6 protein-coding genes are annotated in these 8,620 nt (G+C 53.6%); 3 read left to right on the top strand and 3 right to left on the bottom strand.

Going from position 1 to position 8,620, the window contains the following annotated elements; genetic code table 11:
- Positions 1–137: 137 nt before the first annotated feature.
- Positions 138–1,934: an AAA family ATPase gene (locus ACQRAP_RS08415; RefSeq protein ID WP_427795379.1), complete on the top strand. Its 1,797-nt coding sequence runs from the start codon at positions 138–140 to the stop codon at positions 1,932–1,934.
- Between the two features lie 11 nt (positions 1,935–1,945).
- Here ACQRAP_RS08415 and ACQRAP_RS08410 read toward each other — a convergent pair whose 3' ends face one another.
- Complete coding sequence (locus ACQRAP_RS08410; RefSeq protein WP_427795378.1) at positions 1,946–2,965, bottom strand: glycosyltransferase; 1,020 nt, start codon at positions 2,963–2,965, stop codon at positions 1,946–1,948.
- Between the two features lie 231 nt (positions 2,966–3,196).
- On the opposite strand from ACQRAP_RS08410, the gene ACQRAP_RS08405 reads away from it, so the two are divergent.
- Entirely contained in the window at positions 3,197–4,537 is a 1,341-nt protein-coding gene (locus ACQRAP_RS08405) for a hypothetical protein (protein WP_427795377.1), read from the top strand.
- Here ACQRAP_RS08405 and ACQRAP_RS08400 read toward each other — a convergent pair.
- Both ACQRAP_RS08400 and ACQRAP_RS08395 read right to left on the bottom strand, forming a co-directional pair.
- The gene (locus ACQRAP_RS08400) at positions 4,534–5,715 is read right to left on the bottom strand and encodes an acyltransferase family protein (RefSeq protein ID WP_427795376.1); all 1,182 of its coding nucleotides are present in this window, start codon (positions 5,713–5,715) and stop codon (positions 4,534–4,536) included. The two genes, ACQRAP_RS08405 and ACQRAP_RS08400, sit on opposite strands and share 4 nt — an antisense overlap.
- Positions 5,684–6,784 carry a glycosyltransferase family 2 protein gene (locus ACQRAP_RS08395; protein WP_427795375.1) on the bottom strand — a complete coding sequence of 367 codons (1,101 nt, stop codon included), beginning with the start codon at positions 6,782–6,784 and terminating at the stop codon, positions 5,684–5,686. The genes ACQRAP_RS08400 and ACQRAP_RS08395 overlap by 32 nt, the downstream gene beginning before the upstream one ends.
- 358 nt (positions 6,785–7,142) lie before the next feature.
- On the opposite strand from ACQRAP_RS08395, the gene ACQRAP_RS08390 reads away from it, so the two are divergent.
- Positions 7,143–8,620: N-acetylmuramoyl-L-alanine amidase (locus ACQRAP_RS08390; RefSeq protein WP_427795374.1), on the top strand; the 1,478-nt coding region annotated here is incomplete at its 3' end.

The raw sequence follows: 8,620 nt of genomic DNA, 5'->3' as shown, positions 1-8,620 counted from the left end.
CGTGGACACACATTTTGTCCTATAAGCCCCCTTATGGAGTCATTTCTACCGTTACCCGAATCATTTGTTGAACAATAAAATTGTTATCAAGATGGTCGCTAAAATGGCATCGTTATTATAAAAGGGGAGATAAAACGGTGTCTGAACAGGCAATGTATGATATTGATAACACCTTTGACGTGAAGTTGCTCAATCCCGGCGGAAATGCTGTTCTGCCGATTGATATTCATGATTTTGCCGACGCCGCCGATCATTGTGTTTTAGTTGATAAGACCATGTTTATTGCCGATATCTTAGATTGCGAATCGACTGTGGCGCTCTGTTGTCGGCCTCATGGTTTTGGCAAGAGTATGAACCTCTCCATGCTCAAATGTTATCTGGAGCGTCCTGTGCCCGGCTCGTCGAGCATGAACCTATTCATCGATAGCCAAATATGGGACGCAGAAGATGGCATCTATCGTGATGAGTATGCACGCTATCCGGTCATTGCTTTGGATTTTTTCACTTCCTCCTATCGAGGCGCCGATGTCGAGGCCGCCATGCGCGATGTCGTCGCTCGTGAGTGCGCTCGTCTGTTGCCGCTGCTGGACGTTCCCGATTTAGCGCGCAGCGACGTGCGCCATATCGAGCGCGTAGCGCGCGGTGTTGCTGGTTCTGATGAAATCGATTCGGCTCTTGGGGTGTTAATCGAGCTCCTCCGTATGGCATGTGATGAACAGGTTGTGCTGCTGGTTGATGGGTATGACGCGGCGTTTACGAATCATATGCAGGCGAAGGGCGCCTATGGCTCGTGCTTTGTCGAGTTGCTTGACCGCTTGTTCTTTGACGTCATTGTCTCCTCGATCGACTCTTTGCGGCTGGTTTGCTTGATGGGGGAGCGACCCGGCCCCGCACGGGCGGCATTTGCGCATCGCAACTGCCCGTATTGTTTGGCTTCGCCCTTGTCGAGCTGGTGCGATCGCCGGTTTGGTTTTTCGGATGCCGAAAACAGGGCACTGCTAGATTACATTGGCCAGAGCGACAGACTGGATTGCGCGCGTGAATGGTTCGAAGGTTACCGGTTTGGCGGGTTCTATTGTTCGAACCCGACGCGTGTGGTTGAGTTCTTGTCTCGGGGCTGCCTGCCGCCAACGCGCTTTGATGTATGTTGCTATGCCGATTGTCTGAACGAGACTGTGGGCGCCTGGGATTTAAGATGGCTTGCGGCAATGTTTGATTTGCTTAATCCGTATGGCTGTGTTGAGGCGCCACTGTGCTTGGACGCCGTGAAGCCTGATGCCGGAACAGCGGAAGGTATTTGGACCGATTTGTATTTGAGTGGACTCCTGACGACAGATGCGACCGATCACCAGACGGACGGCAATCTGCCCCGCGCCCTGCGCCTTCCCAATAACGAGCTCCGGTATGCGCTGCGTCTTGTGATTATCGAATGGTTCGAGTGCGCTGCCGAGAGTGCCGAGACTATTGATGACTTCCAAGAGGGTCTTTGCCGCGGAGACGAGCGTGCAGTTAGGCGAGCTTTGGACGCAATTATTAATGACTTGGGCGTCGATGGAGACGTGTCGGATTTGCCGCTGGCTTTTCGTTTGGCACTGCAGGGTCTTTGTTTTGGGTTGCCTGGGTATGCCGACCCTGCTACAAAACGAGCGTACGGTTTGGAGCTTGGGGGTTTCCAGGTGTTTCCGACCGTCAATACCTTTGATGCGGCGGATACGCTTGGCATATTGGATAGCCGCCCGCTTATCTCGGTCAGCATGCTGTACGACTCCGATGTCGATGCGTTGGGCCTAGAGCTTCTGTCAGTACAGGCATTGCTCGATATCGAGCGGAGCGGTCTCGACGACATTCGCGTGCCACGTCCTGCCGTGGGCCGCGTGCGCTGGGGGTTTGGCTTTGATGGACAGCGAGTTGCCGTCGCATGTCAGAAGTTATAGGAGGGCCGGCTTTACTCGGTTTCCTTCATGGGCGGCATGGGCTTCCAGTTGGGGTCGCGTACGATCTTGCGGGCATCCTTCATGCCACGGCGCAGCGCCGGAATGCCGGTCTTAAAGCACTTGTCGACGGCGGCAAGGCGGATGAACTCCTTGCAGAAGGTCGCCACATTGCCCAAACGGAACAAAATGGGGTGGTAATCACCGTAGATCTGCATGTAGCGGGCCAAGTAGCCGCGGTTACGCATGATGTAGTAGCGATTGGTGTCACTGGTGGAATTGAGCTGACGCTTACCGGCGATATCCCAGTTAGAGACGGCGCGGGCGCGCTTAAGCACCACATCGGCGACTACGACGGCAGGGAAGTGTTGGCTGGCGACATAGCCGTAACAGGCGTCATCGCCATAGATGAAGAAGCGCGCATCGGGCAGGCCGATCTTGTCGACTACGCGGCGCGAGAACAGGCCGCCCTCAAAGCATAACTGGTTCATGGCGCGGTAGCCTTCGGGGCCCAGGTCCCACTTAGCGATGGGGTTGGGGATACCAAGCGAAAGGATGAGCTGGTACTGCCAAAAGAAGGCGCCGCCGTCAAAGTCCAGGCGCGAACCCTGGATGACGTCGTAGCGGTCGGTCCACTTGGCCAGGCGCTCGATGCCCTCCGGGATGACGAGCACGTCGTCGTCCATGACCCAAAACCACTGGGCGCCCAGATCGTAGGCGCACTTGGTGCCGGCGGAGAAGCCGCCCGCACCGCCGCCGTTTTCGAGCTGCGGGGCGTAGATGACGCGGTCGGTGCCGCCCTGCGCGTCGGGCTGATCGGCGTCGATGCCCCACAGGTTGGCCAGGCGCTCGTTGAATGCGGCACACATGGCTTCGGTCTCGCGCGAATTCTCGTTGTCGACGATTACGATACGCCACGGCGCGGCCGTGAGCTCGGTCATGGAGTCGAACAGGTTGGCCAGGAGTTCCTGACGCTTGTACGTAACGACGACGATGGCGAGCTTGTCGATGGGGGCGGGGAGGGTAGAAGTCATGAACGAGAATATCCTTTCGCGTGGGCAGCATATCGGCCCTGCGGAATAAACAACGTGTCCCATGGGACACGACTATTGTAAGCGTAGGCGGGCGCCCGCGGGTAATGTTCCGCTAATCACCAAGAACGTTTGCTACAAGCCTGGTTGACGTGTGGCGAGATTTCAAGCGCGCATTGTGGTATTACGTAGGTGCCGATTCCTGTGGACGCGATCTTTCTGTTTGGATGCCCTGTGAATAAAACTCGTTTAGCTTCCTTTGCCGATAGCCTTCCCGTCAAGGTCATGTTGCTGTTTTTGGTTTTTCAGGTCGCATTTGTCCTGAGCAATACCGCGGCGAATTGCCTGCCGAGGCCCGTTGTCGAGTCACATGCGCAGGGTTCGGAGTCCTCTGCCCTGTTGTCTGACATGTATGTCTACGACCACCGTGTTGCAGCTGGTCCTGTTTGCTTTGATAACAATCGCTTTATCATTGAAGTCGCACAGCAAAAGGACCAAGGTTCTCCGTTTAAGACGATGACTGTTGCCGAGATTGATGACGTTACGAAAGCCGGCGGGATTACGCATCAGCAGTACTACCGGTATTGGCATGGATGGCAGCTACTTACGAATGTCTGCCTGTTTATTGGTGGTATCGACGTTGTCGTGGTGCCTGCGGCCGCTCTGGCGATTGCCGGCTCCGCTTGCGCTTACGTTGCCTTACGGAAGCGATTTTCAAAGCCATTGACGTTGGGGTTTCTTACAATCCTGCTGTTCTCGACCAATCTGTTTTTCAATTTTATCGGTGATCTGCTGCTGTGCATCTCGTTCTTCGTGGCGCTCATCATGATGTCTTGCATGAGCCTTCGTTTGGGCTTGGCCCCGAACGCACGGGTTTTCACAAGCCGCCTTGTCCTTTGGTCGATAGCGACGGGCGCCGTTTTTTCGTTTCTTGACTTTTTAACGATTCCTGCCGCAGTTGTCGCCCTGCATTGCTTTTTCGCCTTCATTGCGCTCCCCAAGGGTGTGCGCCCCAAGCGTTGCGTCGTCACGATGCTGCAGGCGCTCTTTGGGTTTGGGCTTTCGTTTGTGTTTACCTGGGCGATGAAATGGGTTGTCGCGGCATTTGTGCTGGGCTGGGACGAGGTCTTTTCGAACGTTCTGGGCGAGATGGGCCTTTGGTCTGCGCATGGGACTTCGTCACTGTTGCCCCAGGCTGACTGGCCTCAGATTTTGAAGGAGTTTTATTGCATGAGCCCGCAGCTGTTCGCCATTTGCTCAACTGCCGGTTATGCGATGATCTCGAACGTCGTTTGCCTTGTTTCGTTTGCTGCCGTATTGGCGATTTGGGTTGCCGTGCTCGTTTGCTCGATACGGGGCGGCGCGCAAGACGGTCGTCGGTGCAAGGTGTTGATTCAGTCGCTGCTCATGGCACTGCCTCTGGTTGTTGTTCTGGGTAGTTTCGTTGTTATGCATGACCATGCGATCGTTCATATTCCGGTATTTGGCTGCAAGAATTGGGCGATTGTCTTTGCGATTTTATTTGTTTCGGGTGTAAGCGCGCTTCGTGGTCTGAGGAGTCAGAAGGTCGCTTAGCCGTTCATACGGGCCTTGATGGACTCGACTACGGCCCTGCGAACGATATCCACGAGGAGTAGGGCAAGCGCGAGGCAAAGGCTCATAAGGATTCCGAGCAAAATGGCGGCGGCTGGACGGGGTTCTCCCGTTTGGATGCCTCTCGCCATGGTGTAGATTGCCTTGTCGAAGATGGGGCGCCAGACATTGCAGGTAAACGATTGTACGGCGTAGAAAGCGAGTGTTCCTGCGGCGAGAGACACGATTGTCTTATCTGCGGCTGAGGTTTCGTGGCGCGGCTGATGGAGCGCTGCGGCGGCAACGGATGCGGCGGCCAAGATAAAGGATATGACGGAAGTGGACTTGAAGGAGAGCTTCCAGAGCGCGTCGTACTGGCTATTTGCCGATAGCAGAAGCTCGAGCGCGATGGTGGAGGCAACGAGTCCGATGAGTACGATCTTGGATTTTTGAGCGCCGGATGCGTTTCCGTGGTATTCGAGGGCAAAGCGCATTTCTCCAGCTGCAATAAACGCGACCAGGTAGGTAACGGCGCTCATGAGTTTGCGCCACAAAATGATACCGGCCGCTTCGTTTGTTGTCGCCGCGATGTAGCAGTTGATTCCAAATGTTGCGAGCACAAGAAGCGCTACGACAAACGGGGCTCTTTTGCTGCCGATTCGCTGTCGTATCAGCGCAATCACTGGGACAAGCAATACGGAGACGGCGTAGACCCAGATAAACTCGATGCCCAACGTGAGCCAGCCAATCTCATGCAGCGAGATTTCTGGTAGGGGATAGACGTACATCGAGACAAGCAGGCAGGTGGCGCAATAAAAGAGCGTGGGCAAGACGATCTTTTTGAGGCGATCAAGCGATTTAAGCGTGAGACCCTGCGCGGATGAACCGTTTTGGAGGGCGCGTACCGCCGAGGGAATAAGGAAGTATCCCGAGATCATAAAGAAGACCTCGTTGGCCCAACAGCCCAGTAGATTAATGAACCCTAGCAACCCCGAATAGGGAAAGACGGCGAGCGGCGCATATTCCGGTTGACCGGCGCAGACGGCTTGAAAGGTCCACTGAAACGTGTGGAATATCGCGATGCCAGCAACCGCGATTAAGCGCAGCGCTTCGATGGAGGTATTTCTGCTTGCTTTGCTGGCCATCAGACTATTTTCCAGCGCGTGCGTTGTATGAACCAAAGTGCGATGTGATTATTTTTAGAGTCTGCTTGGGGCCCTTGTTCCATACGTTATACAAGCCTTCGCCCACGAGGTCCTTGGCGTATGCGCAGTAGCTGATTTTAGGATTGGCGATGCCCATATACTCGGCATAGAGCTTTTTGGCCGCGGGAGTAACGCGAGGATTGGCAAATACCAGTTCTTGCGGCATGCGTTCGAACATCCTGTGGATGGCCTGCTCGATTTCGGGGTGCCCCTCAATTCCGGTGTGCTCAATCATGATGCCCATATAGGTGAAACCGCGTGTGATTTGCGGTGTCCAAACGGCGGGGTCGGTGACGTTGAGCCGCTCAAGAACATCGACCATGTCATTCCAGCGATTAAACGGCATCAAGGGGTCACGCTTGGCCAGAGCGGCCGCCTTTTCGGGTGTTTCCTCGCGGTAGCAGTAATACGACTTGGGCCAGTAAGCGATCGCCTTTGCCTGGCAGAGCGTTTCGACAAGGAATGGATTATCGGCCCAGCCCGCACCGGGGATTTCCTTAAACCAGATATTGTTTTGCAACAGGAAGTCGCGACGATAGATTGCCGACCAAATGGACGGATGATGGGCCAGCAGGTGTGGAGCGTCGTGAATGGTGAACGGTTGCCGAGGCGGTTTAATGCGACCGCGATATGCGCAATGTAGTTTGACCTCTTGGGGGGTATCGGGGTTGCGAATGATCCAATACGGGGTCTCAATAATATCGAGCTTGTTCGGATCGCCAAATTCGCGCTTGGCAAAGGCAAGCATGTCGGAGTACATTCCGGGCTCGATCCAGTCATCGGGCTCGAGGATGGCAATCCAGTCGCCCTTTGCCTCGCGAATGCCCAGATTGCAGGTTGCGCCGTAGCCCTGGTTTGCCTTATCGATCACTCGAACGCGTGAGTCGAGCGCAGCGAAATCTTGCATAATGGCGAGGGAGTTATCAGTAGATCCGTCGTTGATGGCGAGGATTTCCAGCTCAATTTTCTTTTCCTTTAATAGGCTGCCTATAGCCTGAGAAAGATACGGCTCGGCATTGTAAGTAGGCACGATTACGGTTAGCATTCAAACACTTTCTCTAGGCGATTAGGAAGAATTATACCTAATTGCGTTTGCAACGGTTTTAAACGGTTTTAGTTGCATATGAGTGAAAGCAGCTAAAACAGTTGCGTCGTTCTTCGCCGGAGCCTCGCGTAAATCAGGTCAAAAAAAGCGGCTAATTTCGAATGCTGTTTCTTTGTTTTGATTTACGGCCTGATGGATTGCGTGGGCCAATATACATGCAAATCAATCTAACTTGTAGCACTCTATATTTGCTTTGATTTTCTGGGAAGTGCTTTTGCGGTTGGCTTGCTGCTCATGGGCTCCACCTGCCTTATAATTTCGAGAGCATCACCTGTACTTGTATCTGATGGGGGCTGGCATGAAATGTCATCTTCAACTTCTTGCGACATTCGTTGCAGCGTTAGTTATTGGACTTAATCCATTGATTGGTTCGGTCGCCACTGCCTATGCAATCAACGGGGAGCCTGTTCAGCAGGATTCACCTGCTGAAGTCGCGGATTCTGAGAGCAATTCATACTCGACTAACGACCCCGCCTCCTCGCCCTCCAATAAGAATCAGGACGACTCTGTCAATCTTGCCGGAGAAGAAAATGACTCTTCCGTTGTGGCGGATGGGAACGGCGACGTTTTAACCGATTCGTATCAGTACCTCTATATCGCCTATCCGCAGCTTCCAGTCGGTGTGGACCAGGTGATTGCTTTTGCTACCCCTAACGATTCCGATGTACTTACCGATGCGACTCTTGAATTGGAATCCACGACTGGGCATTCCCTTTCTGTTAGTGCGACGGCCGTCAGTGGTAATGCTGCCGCATTTCAGTTCGGTAAGGATTATGCCGAGTGCGAATATGATTTGATTTCGATCTCCTATCATCTGCAAGGCGATGCCACGGAGCACAGTGTCGATTTGATGCAATGCGGATATGCGTTCGACATTGATGCGAATGCCACTGCGGACGACGACCTCGTCGAAGGCAGTGTCAATTCGTCTGTCTACTATTCAGACGATTCTGGCGATGCGATTCAGGCTGCCACGATTGGCGATGCGCTTAACGCCTCAAATGGGGTGCAATCTCTCTCTCTTACCGATACTGCTGTGAACGGTGCGTATGTTATTGCTCTTGATCCTGGTCATGGCGGCGTTGATCCCGGCGCTCAAGGTAATGGAAAGAGCGAGGCAGATCTAACTTGGAAGATTGCTGTTGCCTGCAAGGCCAAACTTGAGCGATACGGTTTTAAGGTTGTGATGTCTCGAGAGCAAAGTGGATCTTACGGCAGCAACGATTATCTGTACCGCGTTCAGCGATGCGTAAAGCAGGGCGCACAAGCTTTTGTGAGCTTTCACATTAACTCTGGTAGTTCTGCGGCGCATGGTGCTGAGGTTTACGCGCCTACGGCCAATGGCACGAGCTATACCCAGGCGTCTGTTGAGCTCGCTCAGAAAGTAATGAATAACCTGCATGCTCTTGGCTTAACCTACCGTGGTGTATTCCAAATGGAACTTGGGGATGAGTTTGCCGTTATTCGCTGTGCGCGCGAGCAAGGGATTCCGGGTATCTTGATTGAACATGGCTTTATCTCTAATTCGGGCGATGCTTGGAATTATTTTAGTGATGCCGGTTGCAAACGTCTGGGCGAAGCGGACGCCGATGCGATTATTGCTCAATTCCCGCGTTCTAGTTGGATGGATTACTCCGCTGTATTTGATGCTGACTATTACCTAAAGAATAATCCTGACGTCGCTAAATGGGCCAGCAACGATAAAGACAAGGCCCTTCAGCACTTCATTAACTACGGCATGGCCGAGGGCCGCCGCGGCAACGAGGAGTTCGACGT

The organism is Collinsella sp. SGI.180 (assembly GCF_050313455.1).
In the GTDB taxonomy this organism is placed as follows: Bacteria; Actinomycetota; Coriobacteriia; order Coriobacteriales; family Coriobacteriaceae; genus Collinsella.
This window is presented reverse-complemented; position numbering and strand designations above follow the sequence as displayed.